The 17543-nt window shown below is 67.1% G+C and carries 15 protein-coding genes; 5 read left to right on the forward strand and 10 right to left on the reverse strand.

Annotated features, from left to right (window positions below; genetic code table 11):
* Together arsJ and ACLD7X_RS10740 are read left to right on the forward strand one after the other, a co-directional pair.
* Positions 1-1267: organoarsenical effux MFS transporter ArsJ (arsJ, locus tag ACLD7X_RS10735; protein WP_411423628.1), on the forward strand; the 1267-nt coding region annotated here is incomplete at its 5' end.
* 79 nt (positions 1268-1346) lie between these two features.
* Positions 1347-1625: a hypothetical protein gene (locus ACLD7X_RS10740; protein ID WP_411423629.1), complete on the forward strand. Its 279-nt coding sequence runs from the start codon at positions 1347-1349 to the stop codon at positions 1623-1625.
* Between the two features lie 17 nt (positions 1626-1642).
* On the opposite strand, the gene ACLD7X_RS10745 is transcribed toward ACLD7X_RS10740, so the two are convergent.
* Complete coding sequence (locus ACLD7X_RS10745) at positions 1643-2161, reverse strand: ferritin (protein ID WP_412006874.1); 519 nt, start codon at positions 2159-2161, stop codon at positions 1643-1645.
* A gap of 406 nt (positions 2162-2567) precedes the next feature.
* On the opposite strand from ACLD7X_RS10745, the gene ACLD7X_RS10750 reads away from it, so the two are divergent.
* The gene (locus ACLD7X_RS10750; protein WP_411423631.1) at positions 2568-4349 is read left to right on the forward strand and encodes a glycosyltransferase family 39 protein; all 1782 of its coding nucleotides are present in this window, start codon (positions 2568-2570) and stop codon (positions 4347-4349) included.
* Positions 4350-4355: 6 nt separating this feature from the next.
* Here ACLD7X_RS10750 and pstS read toward each other — a convergent pair whose 3' ends face one another.
* From pstS to speD, 6 genes are all read right to left on the reverse strand, one after another.
* Positions 4356-5360 carry a phosphate ABC transporter substrate-binding protein PstS gene (gene pstS / locus ACLD7X_RS10755; protein WP_412006875.1) on the reverse strand — a complete coding sequence of 335 codons (1005 nt, stop codon included), beginning with the start codon at positions 5358-5360 and terminating at the stop codon, positions 4356-4358.
* A 307-nt stretch (positions 5361-5667) separates the two neighbouring features.
* Positions 5668-7134 (reverse strand): iron uptake porin, encoded by a 1467-nt coding sequence (locus ACLD7X_RS10760; protein ID WP_411423633.1) that lies wholly within the window; start codon positions 7132-7134, stop codon positions 5668-5670.
* A gap of 87 nt (positions 7135-7221) precedes the next feature.
* Positions 7222-8178: a CHAD domain-containing protein gene (locus tag ACLD7X_RS10765; RefSeq protein ID WP_411423634.1), complete on the reverse strand. Its 957-nt coding sequence runs from the start codon at positions 8176-8178 to the stop codon at positions 7222-7224.
* Between the two features lie 80 nt (positions 8179-8258).
* Positions 8259-9359 (reverse strand): magnesium and cobalt transport protein CorA, encoded by a 1101-nt coding sequence (locus ACLD7X_RS10770; RefSeq protein ID WP_411423635.1) that lies wholly within the window; start codon positions 9357-9359, stop codon positions 8259-8261.
* Positions 9360-9427: 68 nt separating this feature from the next.
* Positions 9428-11047: a Na/Pi cotransporter family protein gene (locus ACLD7X_RS10775; protein ID WP_411423636.1), complete on the reverse strand. Its 1620-nt coding sequence runs from the start codon at positions 11045-11047 to the stop codon at positions 9428-9430.
* A 14-nt stretch (positions 11048-11061) separates the two neighbouring features.
* Positions 11062-11553, reverse strand: a complete 492-nt coding sequence (speD, locus tag ACLD7X_RS10780) for an adenosylmethionine decarboxylase (protein ID WP_412006876.1) — start codon at positions 11551-11553, stop codon at positions 11062-11064.
* 365 nt (positions 11554-11918) lie between these two features.
* Here speD and glsA point away from each other — a divergent pair, with 365 nt between their 5' ends.
* Positions 11919-13637 (forward strand): glutaminase A, encoded by a 1719-nt coding sequence (gene glsA, locus ACLD7X_RS10785; protein ID WP_412006877.1) that lies wholly within the window; start codon positions 11919-11921, stop codon positions 13635-13637.
* A gap of 104 nt (positions 13638-13741) precedes the next feature.
* Here the strand turns inward: glsA and ACLD7X_RS10790 are convergent, their stop codons facing one another.
* The gene (locus ACLD7X_RS10790) at positions 13742-13984 is read right to left on the reverse strand and encodes a Nif11 family protein (RefSeq protein ID WP_411423639.1); all 243 of its coding nucleotides are present in this window, start codon (positions 13982-13984) and stop codon (positions 13742-13744) included.
* A 345-nt stretch (positions 13985-14329) separates the two neighbouring features.
* Positions 14330-14482, reverse strand: a complete 153-nt coding sequence (locus ACLD7X_RS10795) for a hypothetical protein (RefSeq protein WP_425625177.1) — start codon at positions 14480-14482, stop codon at positions 14330-14332.
* 534 nt (positions 14483-15016) lie between these two features.
* On the opposite strand from ACLD7X_RS10795, the gene ACLD7X_RS10800 reads away from it, so the two are divergent.
* A complete protein-coding gene (locus tag ACLD7X_RS10800; RefSeq protein WP_411423640.1) occupies positions 15017-16234 on the forward strand; it encodes an acetate/propionate family kinase in 1218 nt (405 codons plus the stop codon).
* On the opposite strand, the gene ACLD7X_RS10805 is transcribed toward ACLD7X_RS10800, so the two are convergent.
* The gene (locus ACLD7X_RS10805) at positions 16212-17444 is read right to left on the reverse strand and encodes an NAD(P)/FAD-dependent oxidoreductase (RefSeq protein WP_412006878.1); all 1233 of its coding nucleotides are present in this window, start codon (positions 17442-17444) and stop codon (positions 16212-16214) included. The two genes, ACLD7X_RS10800 and ACLD7X_RS10805, sit on opposite strands and share 23 nt — an antisense overlap.
* Positions 17445-17543 lie beyond the last annotated feature (99 nt).

Consider the following 17543-nt stretch of genomic DNA (forward strand, 5'->3'; position numbering starts at 1 on the left):
GATGGCGGCACAGCGCGGCGGGCTCACGGCCCTGCAGCAGTACGGGATCGTCACCGCCAACTACTGGGCCTTCACCCTCACGGACGGGGCCCTGCGCATGCTGGTGGTGTTCCACTTCCACCAGCTCGGTTACTCCACCCTGGAGATCGCGCTGCTGTTCGTCTTCTACGAGTTCTTCGGGGTGCTCACCAACCTCGTCGGCGGCTGGATCGGCGCCCGCCATGGCCTGCGCCTCACGCTCTGGGTGGGCACCCTGCTGCAGATCGCGGCGCTGCTGATGCTGGTGCCGGTGGCGCCGGGCTGGCCCCGGATGTTCTCGGTGATCGTGGTGATGGCCGCCCAGGCCATCAGCGGCATCGCCAAGGACCTCAACAAGATGAGTGCCAAGAGTGCCATCCGCGCGGTGGTGCCCCAGGTCTCCGGGGAGGAGGCCAGGGGCGAGGCCCGGTTGTTCCAGTGGGTGGCCATCCTCACGGGCTCCAAGAATGCCCTCAAGGGGGTGGGGTTCTTTCTCGGAGGGGTGCTGCTCACCAGCCTGGGCTTCAACACGGCGGTGGCGGCCCTGGCGGCCGGCCTGGCCCTGGCCTTTCTGCTCACCCTGCGCCTGCCGGGGGAGATCGGCCGGATGAAACGCAAACCGCCCCTGGCGGCCCTGTTCTCCACGTCGCGCGGGATCAACCTCCTCGCGCTGGCCCGCTTCTTCCTGTTCGGTGCCCGCGACGTGTGGTTCGTGGTGGCCCTGCCGGTGTTCCTCGAGGCCTCCCTCGGCTGGCGTTTCTGGGAGGTGGGCGCCTTCCTGGGACTGTGGGTGATCGGTTACGGCGTCGTGCAGGGCTCCGCTCCGGCGCTGCGCCGCAGCTGGGGTCGCCCGGCGGCTCCGGGCCCGGCCGCCCTGCAGTTCTGGGCGGCTCTGCTCACCGCCATCCCCGCCCTGATCGCTGTGGGCCTCTGGCGGGAGGTGGCGCAGCCCGGGCTGGTGGTGGTGGGGGGACTGGCGGCCTTCGGGGTGGTGTTCGCCATGAACTCCTCGATCCACAGCTACCTGGTGCTCGCCTATTCCGATGCCGAGGCGGTGAGCCTGAACGTGGGCTTCTATTACATGGCCAACGCCGCCGGCCGGCTGCTGGGCACGCTGCTCTCGGGCTGGCTTTACATGCAGGGTGGGATTCAGGCCTGCCTCTGGTGCTCGGCCCTGCTGGTGGCGCTGGCCTGGCTGAGCAGCCTGGAGCTTCCAGCTCCGCGCCCCGCCGCAACAGCCCGGGCATGACTGCTATTGAGAATCGCTTGCAGAAGGAGCGGTTCGGCGGCTAGGTTGCGCCCTGCCAGCGCTCGGTGGATCTGTCGCTGTGGTCCCTGCCAGGATTCCGATCTCCGACACCCTGATCGGCAGCCTCTGGCGCGAAGCCGATTCCCTGCGCCGCCGCTCCAGCCAGGTGCTCGGGGACATGGGCCGCTGCCAGGACACCCAGCTGCTCGCCCGGCTGCGCCGGGAATTGGCCGAGCTCGAGCAACGCCGCCGGGAGTTGCTTCAGGCCGCCCAGGGCTGGCAGCGCCGGGGGGTGGCTGAGCCCCTGGGCCTGGCCCTGCTGGTGGAACTCAGCCGCCGACCCCTGCGCGCCGCCTGATGGGGCGGGCCGACCGCTCAGGCCAGGCTGGCGGGCGCGTGTTGATCGGCGCCCAGCTCCCCATCGATGATCAGCAGGGCCGCCGGCTGGTTCTGGGCGAAGCGGACCCGGCCCAGCAGATGGGCGGCTTCATGTTCGGCGGCCACCTGCCCCTCCACCAATGGATCGAGAAACACCGTGGTGCGCAGATCGGAGGAGCGCTCCGCCAGGGCGTACAGCTGCTGGAGCGAGGTGGTGACCTCGGCCTCCATCTGGAACACCGCCGCGAAGATCTCCTCGGGGGATGCCCAGCTCTGGCGGGGGGCCGGCAGGCTCTGCAGCAGCACCGTCTGGCCGCGGCTGATCAGATAGTCGGCCACCTGGCCGGCATGGGTCTGTTCGGCCTCGGCCTCCTGCCGGAGGTAGTGGGTGAACCCGCGCAGCTCGCGCTCGGCGCACCAGATCGCCATGGCGAAGTAGGCGAGGCTGGCCCGCCGCTCCATGCTGAGGTGCTCCTGGAGGGCCTCCAGAAGGGAGCCGTCCATCGGCTGGGCCATGGCCCGACCAGCGGGGCCGGTCGCCACCGGTGTCTGGGCTGCAGCGGTCGAAACAGTCACGAGGTCGTCACGACGGAGAGGTGGAGGGACCGTGGGGCGTTGGCGGGCGGCCATGGGGGTGGCGGCGCTGGACCCCTGGTCAGCCACTTTTGATCACCTTACTGCGCTTTTTCTGCTGCCCTTGTTTGGCCCACCACCCTGTCCGCTGTCGAACAACCCGTTCGAACACCCAACCGGAGGCCTCGGGGTGCCCGTGAGCGCCAGTGCGCGCCAGGGCTGGGCAGGCCAAGGGGAGAAGGGAAGGCAGCGGTAAGGTTGCGGGTTTCGGGCTGCGTGCTTGTTCATACCAAGGCTTGAGCGATCCCAGCGGACCTGGGGAATTCTGCTCCTGGTTGTTGTCTGCGTGGTGGCCTTTTTCTGGGGAACTCAGATTCTCTATCCGCTCGACAAGACCGAATCGCTGCAGCTGGATATCGCCCGCACCATGCTGGCCGAGAACAGTCCATGGCTGCCCAGGGTCAGCGGCGAGAACTACTTCGACAAGCCCCCTCTGCCGTACTGGCTGGCCTGGCCGATGTTCCGCTTTCTGCCGTCGGCGCCCTGGCTGGCCCGACTCGGGGCGGCGTTCTCCTCCACCCTCGGGGTGATCGTGACGGTGCTGTGCGTCTGGCGGTTGGGGGGCACGGCAGGGGAGAGCGGCAAGCGCCGCTGGGCCCGGGCGGTGCTGGCGGGGGTGATCCTGGCCTGTCTGCCCGGCTATGCCGCCTTCGCCCGGGTGGCGGTGCACGACAGCTACCTCACCAGCTGCCTGGTGATGGCCCTGACCTGGCTCTACGAGCTGCTGTTCGTGCCGACGGCCTCCCTGGCCCAGCGCTGGCGCCTGGCCCTGGGGGCCGGTGCCGCCCTGGGGGTGGGCTTCCTGGCCAAGGGACTGCTGGCCTGGCTGCTGCCGGCGGCGGTGCTGATCGGCTACGCCCTGCTCACCCGCCAGGGTCGGAGCTTCGGCCGCCAGGCCGGCCTGCTGGCGGTGAGTGCCGCCCTGGCGATCGCCCTGCCGCTGCCGTGGCTGCTGGCCGCCTATCGCCAGGCCGGCATGGCCTTCGTGGCCGGTTTCCTCGGCCACAGCAACTTCGGGCGGATCACCAGCACGGTGGACGACCACGCCGGGCCCTGGTTCTACTACCTGCCGGTGCTGCTGGTGCTCAGCTTTCCCTGGGGTCTGCTGGCTGTGCCCACCCGTGCCCGCTGGGCCCTGTGGCTGGGGCGGATCCGCCAGCGTGAGGCCCCGCATGAGCCCGCGACGGATCTGCAGGTGTTCGCGCTGGTCTGGCTGACCCTCACGGTGCTGCTGCTCAGCCTGGCGAGCACCAAACTGCCCCACTACATCCTCGGCTCCCTTCCCCCTCTGGCCATTCTGGTGGCCTACAACGTGCTGCCCGAGCCCCCAGCCCCGCAGGCGGCCCCGCTGGCTTCCCCCCCGAGCGGTGCGAATCCCTATGCCCGCGGGAGATCGTTCTATCGAATCCTCGGGGTGGGGACCGCGGCGGTGCTGGCGGCGCTGGCCCTGATTCCGGGCCCGGTGCTGCCGGGGGTCGTGAAGCTCGACAGGGTCTTCCCGGAGTACACCCAGGCGCTGCTGCGGCATGTGCAGGGTCCGGGCCACTGGTTGCCCCTGCTGCTCCTGGCCGCTCTGCTGCTGGCGGTGGTGCTGGGGAGCCCGCGCCGGCGTCTGGCCCTGGTGCTGGCCTGGCTGCTGGTGGCCATGCTGGCCTGGGGCTCGATCGTGCCATCCCTGGCCGGGATTTACCGCGAGCACCGCCAGAACGCCATCCTCGCCCTGGCGGACCGCGTGGCCGAGCAGGTTCCCCCCGAGGTTCCCATCTATGTGGTGGGCAAGAGCTACCACTCGGTGGCGCTGCGGACCGGCCGCCCCATCCACCGGGTGGATTCCCGGCCGGAACTGGCCGCCCATCTGCGTGCCGGCGCCGGCACGCCGGCTGGGGTCGCGGGGGGGACGGCGGTCACCGAACGCCTGGTGCTGATCGCCCCCGCCAACCGGCCCAGCTTCCAACCCGAGGCCCTGAAGAAGGAGGGCCTGGCGGTGCTCAGCCGTGAGCACCGCCAGGGGTTGACCTACCTGCTGGTGGCCTCCCCCCCGGCAGGAGAACGGGGCCCCGGGGTGCCCTGAAGCGGTTCAGCTGCCGATGCTGCCCACGGCCTTCTTGGCGGCGCTGAGCACGTTGCCCTTGAGGGGCACGTAGCCCAGATCGTCGGCCCTGTTCTGAGCCGGGCCCAGCAGGTGGAGCATGGCCTGGCGGATCTGCCCCGCCTTGGAGCCGTTGCCGCTCTTGTAGGCCAGGATCCAGGTGAGGGTGGAGATCGGGTAGCTCTCGGCGCCGGCGGGGTTGGGGTCCTCGCCCGCCAGGTTGCCATCCAGGCGGATGTTGTTCAGGGCGGCGGCTCCGCTCCTGACGTTCGGCAGCACGTACTTGCCGGCTTTGTTCTGCAGGGCGACAGCCTTGAGCTTGCCCTTCACGAAGGCCTGGTTCACGTAGCCGATCGAGCCGGGGGTGTTGGCCAGCACGCCGGCGACCCCTTCATTGCCCTTGCCCCCGATCCCGACGGGCCACTTCACGCTCTTGCCCTCTCCCACCTTGCTCTTCCATTCGGAGGAGAAGGCGGAGAGCGAATTGGTGAAGGCGAAGGTGGTGCCGCTGCCGTCGGAGCGGTGCACCACATTGATCCTGCCCTTGCCGCACTTCAGCTGATCCCAGCTGCTGATCTTGCCGAGGAAGATGTCGACGGCTTGCTTCTGGCTGAGCTTGAGATTCTTGCAGGCCGGATTGTTGTAGGCGATGGCGATGGTGCCACCCACGGCGGGGAACTGCACCACGCCCCGCTTCACCTTGGCGGCTTCCGCGGCCTTGATCGGTTCATCGGTGGCGCCGAAGTCCACGGTGCCGGCCACAAACTGGCGCACGCCGGCGCCGGAGCCGACCGATTGGTAGTTCACCCGGATGCCCTTGCTGGCGGCGGAGGCGAAGGCCGCCTGGTAGAAGGGGGCGGGGAAGCTGGCTCCTGCTCCGTTGAGGGCACTCTGGGCGAGAACGGTGCCGCCAGCCAGAGTGGCTGACACCGCGGTGACCGTGGCGAACGCGGTGACCCTGGTGATGGCGAAGGCCTTCTTGGCGAAGGTCATGGAAAAAGTCAATGAGACCAGATAATATTTAGTATCGCTCTCTCCCTGAATCATTATGGCCACGTTATAGGTGGATTAAGCCTGGAAGAAGATCTTCGTTTGTGTCCTCTTTGTGTCCTTCTGAGCCCTGTTTTGAACTTGTTCTGAGCTTGTTCTGAGCCTGTTCTGAGCTTGCTGTGAGCCTGTTGTGAGCCGGGGTTCATCGCTGAGAGCTTCAGGTGACCACAAAAAAGCCCCCCTTGCGGGAGGCTGGTGATGGGGTGTGTGGGGTGCGGATGCACCGGTGTGAGGTGTGCGTCCTGAAGAATCAGAACTTGAAGGTGGTCTGGATCACGCCACCCCAGGCATCGTCGCCGCCATTGGAGGCAACATTGCTTCCGTAGAAGAGGGACGGGGTGATCGAGATATTGTCGGTGACCTGGAACTTGTAAAAGATCTCGTACAGCCAGGCCTCGTCGTCCTCGCTCTGATCGGTGAAGGGCGGCATGCCGAAGGCGAAGCCGGCGGCGTTGCCCTTCACGAAGGCGTCGTCCCACTGGAAGCCGACCATCCACGACTGGGAGTCGGGGAAGCCGCCGCCGCCATCGTTGTAGCCGTAGCCGAGGCTGATCGAGGGGATCCAGCCGGTGTCGGTGGGCTCCCAGTAGGCGTTCACGGCCACGCTGTTGGTGGAATCACCGGAAAGCAGGGTGCCGCTGAAGTTGGGGACGCGGATCCGGGAGTTCTCGGAGCCGTAGCGGTAGGCCACGGCCGCACCCCAGTTGGGGGCCTTCACGCCGAGCTGGGCCAGGGCGTTGATGCCGCCCTCCTCGGTGAACATACCGATGGAGGAGTCAGCAAAACCACTGCTGGAGATGTAGTTGGCCGAGAAGGTGGCGTAGGGCCGCCCTTTGTCAACCTTCTGGTTCCAGGTGAAGCCGAATCCGGAGCCGGTGGCCTTGTTGTAGGTACCGGAAGCACCGGCCAGCTGGAAGTAGTCGAGAATGTTCGACTTGTAGGCGCTGGGGATGAAGGAAATGATCTCGGTGTTGCGCACCAGAGCGCCCACCGTGAGTTTGACCGAATCACCCACCGGGAAGGTGTAGAAGAGACGGTCGATCCTCACCGAATCTGCCGTGGTTGCGGCCTTGTCGAGGGCGAAGATCTGGGAGCTGCTGCCGAAGGGCAGGGAGCTGAAGTTGCCGGCGCGCAGGCGGGTGCGCAGCAGGTCCTTGCCGCTGAAGCTGGTGTCGAAGCTCAGCCGCACGTCGTAGTTGAAGGTGGTGTTATCCGGATCGGAGTCCTCCACATTGTCGAAGTCGGGCATGCCGCCGAGGATCATGCTCGCCTCGCCCTTGAGCTTGGTGGTGGTGGAGAACTGGGTGGCCTCCAGCTCGCCCACCTTGGCCTCGAGGCCATCGACGCGGCCCTTGAGGATGGCGAGCTCCTTCTCGAACTCGGCCATCAGGCGCTTGAGCTCGTCGGTCACCTCGGTGACGCGGTCGAGGCAGGCGTTGAGCAGGGCCGCCGCTTCAAAGCGGGTCATGGCCTTCTGGCCGCGGTAGGTGCCGTCGGGATAGCCGGCGACGCAGCCGTAGCGCTCGATCAGGTTGGAGAGCGCCTGGTAGGCCCAGTCGGTCGGCTGCACGTCCGAGAACTGGGAGATGCTGGTGACTTGCTCCTGGGAGGCGTACTGGTTGACGCCGTCCATGTTGAGCTCGGAAGCGGTCGCGGCCACGGGGGCCAGCAGTCCGAGCGCCGCAGGGGCGACCAGCAGTTGCTGGAAGAATTTCATCGGGTCCTCACACCGATCGGGAATGACGTCAGACAGACGTCCGGCGCAACTTATCGGATCTTCACGATTCGACCCGTGATCTCGGTGCTAGTTGGTGGTGTCCCCGGATACATCGGGCTGTCCCCCCAGCGCCCTGTCGCCGATCAGCCCCAGCACCAGGTGGGCCCGTTCGTGCCTCTCCACAAGTTCCATGGCCAGAATCCGCCACTGCGCCCAGCACGCGAGCCGCTGCTCGTCCAGGAGCTTGTCCAGCTCCGGCAGATGCCTGGCCAGGCGCTGTGAAGCCTGGCTCTCGATCGCCTGCCGCAGCACCGCCAGATCGTTCAGTTCGCCCAGCAGCTCCTGGCCCTGTTTCAGCCGGTTGATCCAGTCGAGGCCGACGGCGCCGCCCAGCGGCTGAAGGTTCTCCAGGCGGTAGCGGGCCTCCTTGATGCCCTTGCGCAGGGCATGCAGCTCCTCCACATCGCGCTGCCCCTGGGGTGCGGTGATCCGCCAGCCCCGGTGCAGCAGCAGCGTGCCGAGGCACGGCCATTGCCATTCGAGCAGCCAGTGCTGCAGCGGCTCGTCGCCGAGGGGTGTGTAGCGCGGCTGGCGCAGCCACTTCTGCAGCTGGGCGATCAGCTTGAGGTGGCGGCTGCTGTTCAACACCTCCTGAAGCTGCTGCTGCGCCTCGCCGCGTTCGCGCTGCAGCTGCTTCAGGGCCGGCTTGAGCCGGCGGATTTCCTGCTTCGGGAGCCTGGGCAGCAGCGTCTGCTCCAGCCGATCCCGCAGCACATCGAGATCCCGGGCCGCACCCAGGCGCCGCACGGATCGGGCCAGGCGTTGCACGCCGACCCCATCCGGGAGCTCCAGGGCCGGGCCGAACTGGTTGAGGCAGGTGCGCAGGCGGCGCATCGCGACCCGCATCTGATGCAGCGGCTCCGGGTCGCGGTTCTCCAGCACCGGGGCATGCAGGGACACCATCCGTTTGCAGTGCCTGTCGAGCAGCTGGTGGGCATGGGCTCCATTGGAGAGGATCGCCATGCCGTCGGTGGACCCGCCCATGGCCCAGGCCTTGCTCGAGGGTGCTACGTCGATCTTGCCTCAGCTTCGCGAGGCCCCTCCAGGGGGCTGCTCCGCTTGGATCAGTGCGGGCTCGTCCAATCCTGGAACCAGCCGCGCCGCCACAGCCACCAGGCCTGGATCGCTGCGATGGTGGCCATCAGCAGCAGCGCGTAGGGGTAGCCGAAGCGCCAGGTGAGCTCCGGGATGTGGGCGAAGTTCATGCCGTAGATGCCGCAGATGAACGTCAACGGGGCAAAGATGCTGGTGAGGATGGTGAGCGTCTTCATCACCTGGTTCATCCGATTGCCCACACTCGCGGCATAGGTCTGGGTGATCGCATCGCACTGGTGACGCAGCAGTTCGCCGTTCTCGAACAACAGCTCCACCAGGTCGGCCATTTCACGGAATCCGGCCAGGGCCGCCTCGCCCAGCAGGCGCTGGCGCTGGCTGAGCAGCGTGCGGATCTCGTGCCGCAGCGGCCAGATCAGGCTTCGGATGCGGCGCAGATTGCTGCGGTACTGAAAGGCCCGGCTCAGCAGGCGCGGGGTGGGATTCTTCAGCGCAGCCTCTTCCAGGTCATCCAGGCGGTTGGTGATCTGTTCCAGCATCGGGAAGAGATCATCCAGCACCTCATCCACCAGGAAGTGGAGGATGTCATCCAGATCGCGATCCTCGACCGCCCCCACCCGGGCCAGCAGCCATCCGGTGAGTTCGCCGAACGGCGCGCCGATCGTGGCTTCCTCCACCGTGATCAGCCGGTTGGGCAGCAGCACCATCCCGAGCTGGGAGCTGATCAGCTGGGTGGGATCGCAGGCGAACCCCAGGCGATGCAGCACCACGAGCAGGGCTTCATCGAGCCCATCCACCCGCGGCCGCTGGGGCGTTTCCAGCAGGGGGGGCAGCAGCAGCTCCGGGATGTCCAGAGCCGTCAGCATGTCGCGGATCCGCTGGGGTTCCGCCAGTCCGCTCACCCGCAGCCAGAGCGGTGTTCCCTGGCGGGCGATCCGATTCAGCGCCGCGGGGCTGGAGAGTTCCTCCAGCCGGGGCGTCTCCCCGTCGAAGACCATCACGCTGAAGTGGGTGGGCTGGTGACCGCCGTGGACGTAGAGCTGGCTCGGCACCCCCGCGGGGCGCTCCTCCATCCGGCGGGAGGTGAGGGCACCAGGGGTCGGGCGCAGCACGGCAGTTCCGCAGGGAGTCGGGGGACGGGGCCAGGCTGGGGTCCAGGGCCTCCGCCCGCCAGCAAAGGTCAGACTGACGGCCTCGGCAATCCGCTGGACCCCCCTTGCTCCAGGTGCCGGCAGATCCGCTGCAGATGCTGGCTGACCCGCCGCAGCCAGCGCATCGCCTGAAGCCGGACGGTGGCCCGATCCACATCCAGCTCGCCGGCGGCGACCTGCACCATCACGGCGTCCCGGAAGGGGTCGACCCGGCGGTGCAGCTGATGGGCGCAGGCATCGGCCAGCGAGGCGGCCCCATCCCAGCTCCCCTGCCGCACCTGGGGGATCAGGGCCTCCAGCGCCCGGATCAGCCCATCGCGGTCCGGTGCCAGGGCCTCGGCGGTCGCGACGGTGTTGAGGCGGTCCGACTCCTCTTCGCAGCGCTCGTGCAGCCGTTGCAGGTGGTCCAGGGCGTGGAGGAGGTGCAGCAGGCAGGCGCTGCCGGGACGGTGGTGGGGCTGGAGGTTGATCTGGTCCAGATACAGCTCCAGGTGATCGAGGTCCGCCTGCAGCACGGTCAGCTGCTGGGTCGCTGAGCCGCCGGCGGAGGGCGAACGCCGCAGGCCGCGCAGCAGCATCTCCAGCAGGGCCAGAAAGGTCTGCCGCAGGGCGGTGGTGGCCTGAGCGATGGCCATGGCGGGATCGAGGGGCGGCACGTCGGCCAGCTCGTCGACGGGACGGTCCGGACCGGGGCGCACCAGGCGACGGATCAGGGCGGCGAACGGGGCGCTGAACGGCAGAACCAGCAGCACCCCCGCCACGTTGAAGCCGGTGTGGAAGGCCGTGAGGGCGAACTCCGGATCCCGCGCCATCACGCCCGGCCACCACCGCCCCAGGGCCAGCAGGTACAGGGGCAGGGCGGTGAAGGCCAGCAGGCCGGTGAACAGGTTGAAGGTGACATGGGCCACGGCCGTGCGCCGCGCCGCCAGACCGGCCCCCATGGCGGCGATCAGGGCGGTCACGGTGGTGCCCATGTCCATCCCGATCACCAGGGCGCAGGCCTGGGGGAGGGAGAGGGCGCCGGCGGCGATTGCCGCCAGGGTGGTGGCGACACCCGCACCGGACGACTGGGTGATCACCGTGGTGAGCAGTCCGAGCAGCAGCAGCTGAAGCCGCCCCGACGGCAGGGCGGCATCGAAGCGGGAGGGATCGAGCAGGAGACCATGGCCGGCCATGGCCTCCTGCAGGCCCCCGATGCCGATGAACAGCAGGGCGAACCCCGCCAGCGCCAGGCCGGCCTGGGCCTGGCGTCCGCGGCCCAGCAGGCGCAGGCAGGCCCCCACCAGCACCAACGGGAGCATCAGCATCTCCAGGTTGAGCCTGATCCCGAGCAGGGCGACCAGCCATCCCAGGCCGGTGCTGCCCACGTTGGCGCCGAGGATGATGCCCAGGGAGGCCTGGAAGCTGAGCACTCCGGCGCTCACGAAGCCCACGGTCGTCACCGTGGTGGCGCTCGAGGACTGCACCAGGGCCGTGGCCAGCGCCCCGCTGCAGGCCCCGGTCCAGGGCGAGCGGGTGAAGCGCAGCAGGGATTGGCGCAGCCGGTTCCCCGCCAGGCTGCGCAGGCCCTCGGTCATCAGCGCCATGCCGAGCAGGAATAGGCCGAGGCCGCCTGCGGCGCTGAGCACGGCGCTGCCGGGCAGGCCCATGGGGCTCGCGGGGCTCAGGCCACCAGGGCGGCCGCGGCCGGTGGGCTGGGTGGGGCCTCGTGACTCGGCTGTCGCTCGACCCCGGCGATCGCGGTGGGGGTTTCGCGCCGGAAGCTGGTGAGCTTGTGGTGGGCAGCGGCGAGTTCGTCGGCGAGCACGGCGCAGGCGCGCTCGGGCATGGTGTGGTCCCCACAGGTGAACACATCCACGGCGGCGTAGCCGGACTCGGGCCAGGTGTGGATGGAGATGTGGGATTCGGCCAGCAGGGCCAGGCCGGTGACGCCCTGGGGCTCGAAACGGTGGGTGATCAGATTGAGGAGGGTGGCACCAGCCCGTCGGGCTGCCGAGGTGATGGTGTCCCGGAGGAAGGCTTCGTCGTCGAGCCTGGCCTGATCACAGCCGTAGAGCTCGAGGATGCAGTGCTTGCCGACCGTGGCGGAGGGCGGGGGTGCGGGTGCGTCGCTCCATCCAGGGTGGGGGTGGAGGCTGGGCAGGCCTTGGGTCATCCAGGTGGGGTGCGTTGACGGGGGGGACCCTAGGGCGTTCTGCCGGTTTCCTCCGATGGTTTCTCCCGGCCCAGCGGTGGGCCGGGCCCGCTCAGGCGCCATCAGCCGCCACCAGCCGCCATGGCGATGACGTCGATCAGGGGGAGGAAGGGATGAGGATCAGGGTGGAAGAGGGATGAGCGACGGTACGTTGAATCCACACTGGTTGAATTGAGACTGCTCGAATTGACACTGGTTGTCATGATGAAAATGGCTGAGAGCCATGAACAATGACAGGAGAATCGGATCTGTAGTCTGCACTACTCCAGCTGATCTCTGCTTCTATTAATAGGGAAATGATGATTTGGTGAGCCTGCATGGACCGGATGCGAATGCTGTTCGAGTCAGTGGCCACCGAGGGCGTGACCGATGCCGATCGGATCCGGAACAGAATCGCCTCCAGCGGAATTGACGTTGAGGACTTCCGCCTGCGCACCACGATGGAGCGGCTGGCCCGCTGCGAAGGTCAGCCGATCGGCTTCGACGAATTTGCTGAAATCGTGGGCCCGGAGCTGCGGATGGTGAGCCGCAGTTTCAGCCGTCAGCTGGCAATTCCAGACTGGGAAGAATTCTGCAGTGATATACGCCTGATCTACGATAACGTTGCTCCTGATCGCGGCGGCAACAACGCGGATTATATCCCCATCCTTCGTGATGCTGACCCTGAGCGCTGGGGTGTGGCCTTCTGCACGGTGGATGGCCAAAGGATGAGGCTGGGAGATGTGGATGTCTTCCACTCCATCCAATCGGTATCGAAGCCGTTGAACTATGCCTATGCGCTGCTCCGTGAGGGTTCAGAGTTCACCCACAGATTTGTGGGTACCGAGCCTTCGGGACGGCCTTTCAATGCTTTGGATCTTCTGCCTGATATGCGCCCGTTCAATCCGTGCGTGAATGCTGGTGCCATCATGACGGCCGGGATCATTGCATCCGGAAGTCCGGATCGAGAGGCCAGGGAGATCACGGGTGATGTCATGAACCTCTGGTCTCGGATGTGTGGAGGGATCGATGAGGTTCGCTTCAGCGAGGAAACGATGCTGTCTGAGCGGGCGACGGCGCACACCAACTATGCGATCGCCTATCTCCTGCAGGGAAGAACTGGCCTGCCAAGAGATGTCAGCCTTCACACCATGCTCGACCTCTACCTGTCGTGCTGCAGTATCGAAATGACTTCCGAAATGTTGGCCATTGCGGCCGCCACCCTCGCCAACGGGGGCGTCTGCCCGATCACCGGTGAGGAGGTTCTGCCGACCGAGGTCGTCAAGAAGACCCTGGCCGTGATGCAGAGTGCCGGCATGTATGACAACGCCGGTTCGTTCACCCTGGAGGTTGGTCTTCCGGCAAAGTCTGGCGTGGCAGGTGCGGTGCTCGTCGTCGTGCCGAACCTCATGGGCTTCGCCACCTTTTCACCGCGGCTGGACGACTACGGAAACTCAGTTCGGGGAGTCGCCTTCTGCCGGCAGCTGGTTGATCGCTTCACCTTTCACATCTACGACAGTCTCTCGGGTGGTCATACCGGCTGCAAACGGGATCCCCGTGCGTCCCAGCACGATCGAAAGGAGCGCGATCTTTCGGAGTTGCGCTGGGCCGTGGCCTATGGCGATCGCTACGCCATCAAGGTGCGCGATCTGATGATGGAGAGCATGGTGGACATCTGCCTGGCTGACGGGGAAATCATGGAGGATGAGATCCACACCATTGCCACGACCTACGCCGAGATCATGGGCCAGCCGCCCAGTCGCGAGCAACTGGACGGCTGGATTGAAAACCGCCGTGCTGCCTCAGGCGGGAACGCCCCTGCAGGCGAGCAGGCGGAGGGGCCTTTCGAGCAGCTGCTGCGGCGTTTGTCCGATGAACGCTCCACGCTCGACGACAATGGCCGGGAGGTGATTCTGGAGGCGGCCTTTCGGGTGGCCTGCTCCGATGGCAGCATCGAGGAGCGCGAACGGGCCCAGCTGCGCGGCATTGCCCGTGCCCTCGGGATCAACGAAGGTGTGCTGGAGCTGGAGATCGCCCGATTCCAGCGACTTCTCGCCCGCACCTGACCACCGAGGGCTCGTGCTGATCGCCGCCTGGGGATCAGCACGGCTGAGCGAGATCAGGATGTCAGCGGTTGCGCTCCATGCTGAGGGCGAGCATCAGCGTGGGCTCAACTGATGTCCTCGACCAAGGTCCACCAGGTCGTCTTCATGAAAAAATCTTCATCAACATTCTCAACCAGTGCGCCACCCTGGCAATTGACCAGGTCTGCTGGGTAGACCTCATAGCCGGCATCCCTGGCGATGCTGGCCTGATCATCAGCATCGGCCGCACGAGCGGAGCTGCAGATCGCTGCAAGCTCATGATCCGTGAGGATCTTCAGGGCAAATTGCCTCAGTTGTTCCAAAGACATTCGTGTGTGCCTCGGCTCACGGTCATTCTATTCAACCCCGCAAGCAGGTTCGCGACGTCAACCCGGCAAGCGTGACCCCTCGGCGTGCCTGCCGCCCTTCCGGAGCGCTCAGCTGCGCGGACGAAGCACCAGCCAGGCGACCACGAGCAGGCTGCCGGTGCTGACCAGCGTGAAGATCCAATCGGCGTAGGGAGTCCAGGGCATGGCAGCAGGTCACGGGGTACCAGGCCCCTGCCATTCTGTCGTGTCTCCTGGGTCTGCGTTGGCCTGGCGGTTCAGCGCCTGCGGTGGGCTGGACCGCCACGGCTCAGTATCACCGCGACTCCATATCAGCGCAACTCAGTGTCAGTAGGAGTTCTGCCTGAGGGCCTGGATGCGCTTCGAGCGCTCCGAGCCTTCCCAGAGCGCGGATTGCGCGGCGGAGGCTTCGTTGGCCGGAGCTGCTCGCGCGGCAAGTGCAGCGGCGAAGCGAACGACCCTGAAGACCATCACAACCATGGCCGTGCCAATCGAGAGCAGGAACTCTCCTCTGTCAGGCCTTCTGCAGATGTTTCAGCAGAACCTTTTCCTGATGATGAGTGAATGTTCCTAGCCCGCCAGAACTGGGCCAGAGGCCCCAGACGCAACCGCTCTCAGCTGTGAATGTGCAGGACATTGGCCGCATGATCGTCTCCTGAGGACAGTCTCCTGGTTGGCGTTCATATGGCGCTGAGACGTTCCAGTGGTGCTGGAACGTTCAAGGTGCCTGTTGTTACTGAATGCCCGATCACTGCGGTCGTTTCGTGATGTGAAGCTCTTGCCTGTTCTGTTCGCTCTGAGCCCGGCTGCGATGAACAGCGCGAGATGTTCATTCTTGATCGATGGACTGCCCATGGAAGTTCTTGCTGTTGCCTTGATCTGTCTCGTTGTTGGTGTGGGGGCTGTACGCATGGGCCAGCCCTGAGTACTCCAGGCGGCTCCTGAGGGTGTGGGCTGGAGCACCGGCCTGCGGGCTGGGCCGTGCTCCAATGCGCCTGGTGTGAGGGGGGCTCGTTGGTCCGTCGCTCTGGTGATCGTGACGCCTCTCCGGCAGAAGCCTCTCCAGCAGAGGCCTTTCCGGCGGAGACCTCTTCGCTGGAGACCTCTTCGGTGGTGACCCTGGGCGATCCGGGCGGCCAGGACGCGCCGGCCCCCCTGGTGCTCGTGGTGAATGCCGGCAGCTCCAGCCTCAAGGCCTCGCTGGTGGGGACCGATGGCCACCGCCCCTGGCAGGGCCAGCAGCGGCGGGATCCGGATGATCCCGCCGCCATCGAAGCCCTGCTGGAGGCCTGGCTCATGCCCGCCATCAGCCCCTGGAGCGGGACCATCGCACGGGTGGCCCACCGCGTGGTTCACGGCGGGGAGCAGTTCACACGGCCCACAAGGCTCACCGCCGCGGTGATGGGGTCACTGGAGGCCCTGGAACCCCTGGCTCCGCTCCACAACGGCCCGGCTCTGCGGGCCATCCGCTGGTTCGCGAGCAGGTTGGTGTCACCCCCGCCTGCCCTGGAGCAGTGGGCCTGTTTCGATACGGGCTTCCACGCCAGCCTGCCGGAGCCCGCCCGCACCTACGCGATCCCCGCGGCATGGCGGGCGGCTGGGCTGCGGCGCTATGGGTTTCACGGTCTCAACCACCAGCACGTCGCCGAGACCGTGGCGGCCCGGCACCCCGAGCTGCGGCGGCTGATCAGCTGCCACCTCGGTGCCGGTTGTTCCCTCTGTGCGATCGGCCTCGACCCCGTCAGCGGAGCCCGCAGCCTCGACACCACCATGGGGTTCACGCCGTTGGAGGGCCTGGTGATGGCCAGCCGCAGCGGCAGCGTCGATCCGGGGCTGCTGCTGCACCAGCTGCGCCGGGGGCTGGCGCCGGAGGCGATCGACGAGGACCTCAACCACCGCAGTGGCCTGCTGGGACTCTCGGGTCTGTCGGGTGACATGCGCGAGCTGCGCCAGGCGGCGGCCAGCGGCCATGCCGCCGCCCAGCTGGCCCTGGATGTCTTTCTGCACCGGCTGTTGCAGGGGATCGGTGCGATGGCGGCCAGCCTGGGCGGTGTCGACGCGATCGCCCTGACCGGCGGCATCGGCGAGCACGATGACGCCCTGGAGGGCGAACTGCGTCAGCGGTTGGGCTGGCTCGGGCCCTGCCCCCTGCTGCGGGTGCCGGCCGATGAGGAAGGTCTCATGGCCCGCCTGGTTGGAGGCTGGGCCCCTAGCGCTTCACCCCCGGCATGAAGCGCCGCTCATGCTGGGCGCCGGTGAGCATCCGGTTCCAGTACAGCGAGGGCAGGATCTTGCGCTTGACGAACCACATGATCCAGCGCTCCTTGGTGGGGTCGAGCGGGAACGAGGGTACCGGCTGCTGCTCGTAGTTGAACTCGGCCATGATCGCCTTGCCGTAGCCGGTGATCAGGGGGCAGCAGCTGTAGCCGTCGTAGGCCGCCTCCAGGGGCCTGCGATCGAGGTGGGCCAGCAGGTTGGCCACCAGCACGGGAGCCTGGCCCCGCACCGCGGCGGCGGTCTTGGAGTTGGGGATGCCGCTCACATCGCCGAGCGAGAAGACCTCAGGGAAGCGCAGATGCTGGAGTGTGAACTTGTCGACCTCCACGAAGCCGCTGGAGGCGGCCAGGGGGCTGCCGGCCACCACATCGGGGGCGGCCATCGGCGGGGTGACATGCAGCAGGCCGTAGGGGATCACCTCCTCGCGGCTGCTCTCTCCCTCGGTGACCTTGAACACCGCTTCCCGGGTTTCGGGCCGCACCTCGGTGAGCACGTGGTTGTAGCGGGCGTCGATGCCATGGCGTTTCACCACCTCCCGCAGCGGCGCGGCATAGGTGGGAACCCCAAAGATGCCGGGGGTGGCGGTGGCGTAGATCACCCGGGCCTGGAGGCGCTTCTTCTTGAAGACGTCGTCGGCCATGTAGGCGATCTTCTGGGGAGCCCCCGGGCACTTGATCGGCATCGGTGGGCAGGTGAACACCGCGTTGCCGCTGCCGCCACTGCCCCCCTGGAACGCCTGGATCGCCTCCCAGGTGTAGGGGGCGAAGTCCCTGGAGTAGTTGCTGCAGACGCCGCCCTGGCCCAGGGCCTGCGGCAGCCCCTTGATCCGATCCCAGCAGAGCTTGAGCCCCGTGGCCACGATGAGCACGTCGTAGCTCAGCTGCTGGCCTGCGGTGGTGGTGACCCGCCGCTGGTCCGGCTCGAAGCTGGCTGCGCCCTCGCGGATCCAGTGCACGCCGGAGGGAATCAGATCGCCTTCGGCGCGGCGGGTCTCGTCCATGCTGAAGACCCCACCGCCCACGAGCGTCCAGCCCGGCTGGTAGTAGTGCTCGGTGGAGGGCTCCAGGATCGTGATGTCGAGCGCCTGGCGGGCCCGCTTCAGCTGGGCGGCCGCGGTGATGCCCGCCGCGCCGCCGCCGACGATCAGGATCTGGGGGTGTGCCATGGACAGGGCGGCAGGGGGTTCCGCCAGGGAAGGATGTACTCCCATTGAGTCACGCCATCAGCGGATGCGTGGCGGCGCGCTGCCGTTCTGATGGGAATC

This window comes from Aphanothece microscopica RSMan92 (assembly GCF_046613545.2).
Lineage (GTDB): Bacteria > Cyanobacteriota > Cyanobacteriia > PCC-6307 > Cyanobiaceae > NIES-981.

What these genes read in the sequence shown, in the direction of transcription:
- ACLD7X_RS10745 (WP_412006874.1), bottom strand. Translation starts at nt 2,161, where the DNA reads ATGGCCCAGCCGATGGACGGCTCCCTTCTGGAGGCCCTCCAGGAGCAC.
- pstS (WP_412006875.1), bottom strand. Translation starts at nt 5,360, where the DNA reads ATGACCTTCGCCAAGAAGGCCTTCGCCATCACCAGGGTCACCGCGTTC.
- ACLD7X_RS10760 (WP_411423633.1), bottom strand. Translation starts at nt 7,134, where the DNA reads ATGAAATTCTTCCAGCAACTGCTGGTCGCCCCTGCGGCGCTCGGACTG.
- ACLD7X_RS10765 (WP_411423634.1), bottom strand. Translation starts at nt 8,178, where the DNA reads ATGGGCGGGTCCACCGACGGCATGGCGATCCTCTCCAATGGAGCCCAT.
- ACLD7X_RS10775 (WP_411423636.1), bottom strand. Translation starts at nt 11,047, where the DNA reads ATGGGCCTGCCCGGCAGCGCCGTGCTCAGCGCCGCAGGCGGCCTCGGC.
- speD (WP_412006876.1), bottom strand. Translation starts at nt 11,553, where the DNA reads ATGACCCAAGGCCTGCCCAGCCTCCACCCCCACCCTGGATGGAGCGAC.
- glsA (WP_412006877.1), top strand. Translation starts at nt 11,919, where the DNA reads ATGCGAATGCTGTTCGAGTCAGTGGCCACCGAGGGCGTGACCGATGCC.
- ACLD7X_RS10790 (WP_411423639.1), bottom strand. Translation starts at nt 13,984, where the DNA reads ATGTCTTTGGAACAACTGAGGCAATTTGCCCTGAAGATCCTCACGGAT.
- ACLD7X_RS10795 (WP_425625177.1), bottom strand. Translation starts at nt 14,482, where the DNA reads ATGGTTGTGATGGTCTTCAGGGTCGTTCGCTTCGCCGCTGCACTTGCC.
- ACLD7X_RS10805 (WP_412006878.1), bottom strand. Translation starts at nt 17,444, where the DNA reads ATGGCACACCCCCAGATCCTGATCGTCGGCGGCGGCGCGGCGGGCATC.